The 1,454-nt window shown below is 47.5% G+C and carries 2 protein-coding genes and 1 pseudogene; 2 read left to right on the top strand and 1 reads right to left on the bottom strand.

The genetic code is table 11. From position 1 onward, the window contains the following. Nucleotides 1–233: pseudogene (locus F6K37_RS42180) on the top strand (hypothetical protein); the annotation flags it as partial. A gap of 92 nt (nt 234–325) precedes the next feature. Next, nucleotides 326–898 (top strand): DUF1131 family protein, encoded by a 573-nt coding sequence (locus F6K37_RS42175; RefSeq protein ID WP_287257189.1) that lies wholly within the window; start codon nt 326–328, stop codon nt 896–898. A gap of 146 nt (nt 899–1,044) precedes the next feature. Here the strand turns inward: F6K37_RS42175 and F6K37_RS42170 are convergent. Further along, on the bottom strand, nt 1,045–1,454 hold a 410-nt coding region (locus tag F6K37_RS42170), incomplete at its 5' end, for an alpha-isopropylmalate synthase regulatory domain-containing protein (RefSeq protein ID WP_287257188.1).

Raw genomic sequence — 1,454 nt, 5'->3', positions numbered from 1 at the left:
GTTTGTGGTCTTGCTACGTCTTGGGGGAATTGGCTGAATCGGATCTTTCTGGTGCAACTCACGTCTTCAGTGTCAAACGGCGGGATGTGGAAATTTTGCAGACACAGAGTAACCGCATTCTGGTTCGCGGTACCCTCCAACCAGGGGATCAAGTAATCGTCGGCGGAACCCATCGCCTTGTTCCTGGACAACAGGTGCGCTCAAAAACCGTTGTTGGGGTCAAAGTGCGATAGTAGTGTCTTGGGCTAAGTAGAACAAGTATTATTGTTTAAGTTTAACCTTCTTGCTAATCTAATTACTAGTTAACATAAACTCTGTAAGACGATTGTATAGAAAAACACTGTTTACTGTAACCACCATAGTCCTAGTCACCAGTATCCTGGGCGCTTGCGCCAAGGAACCTTCCCCCCCTGAGACTAAGTCTAATCTCAGGCTGACTGCAGAAGGTTTGGGTAAACTCAACAAAACTAGCAACTTTGATGCTGATACCATCAAGAGTGCTCTGCCCAGTTATACCGTAAAAAAAGAAACCACCTCTGCTGAAGGGGAAACTTACGATATTTTCAAAGCCTACTGGCAAGATAGCCCGGTAGTGGAAATCGATGCCGACATCTCCCAGCAAAAAATCGGCAGGATTGAAGTGCTAAGCGATCGCATCCCTGGTCCAAAGGATGTGAAAGTAGGAATAGCCTACTCAGACACTCCTGGACACGAGAAACTAGACTGCTTCCCAGGTGAGGAAGGGTCCACTGGGCAAGTTATTTGTTGGTTTGAGGAAAATGCCTCGATCATATACGTCTATCAACCCCTTAACTGGGAAGGACCTTATGATAAGTTGCCTCCCCTTGAGGTTCTGACCAAGGCTAAGCTAGATAGTCTACTTTGGGTAGCACGTTAAATTAGTTGCTAGTGGTGCTTTAGGGAAGGGCTCGCACTCATTTTCCGCCTCGTCGCCCATTTTGGGACAGCCCGTGTGGGAATTGTAACGGGCAAGATGCCCGTTCCACCAAGATGCCCATTCCACCCACCGGGTCAAACAGCTAATTACCGCTCTTTCATGGCTGGGGAATGGCTCAATGGTGTTTTTGCTGAAGATTCCAACAGCAAACCATACTCAATGCCTTCCACCACAGCTTCATAGGACGCTTCGAGAATATTACTGGAAACCCCCACAGTTGTCCAGCGCTGTTCTCCATTGCTCGATTCCACTAGCACTCGTGTCTTAGCCGATGTGCCAGCAGCACCATCGAGAATCCGCACTTTGTAGTCAGTTAGATGGAAATCAGCAATCTCTGGGTAAAACTTCACCAAGGCTTTGCGCAAGGCGGCATCAAGGGCTGACACTGGTCCATTGCCTTCTGCTACTTCCAAAATATCCTGGTTGTTAACAGATACTTTAATGGTTGCCACAGAATTACTGTAGGGTTTACTGACCCCTTGTAGCATATCGCAAT

The organism is Moorena sp. SIO4E2 (genome assembly GCF_010671945.1).
In the GTDB taxonomy this organism is placed as follows: domain Bacteria; phylum Cyanobacteriota; class Cyanobacteriia; order Cyanobacteriales; family Coleofasciculaceae; genus Moorena; species Moorena producens.
This window is presented reverse-complemented; position numbering and strand designations above follow the sequence as displayed.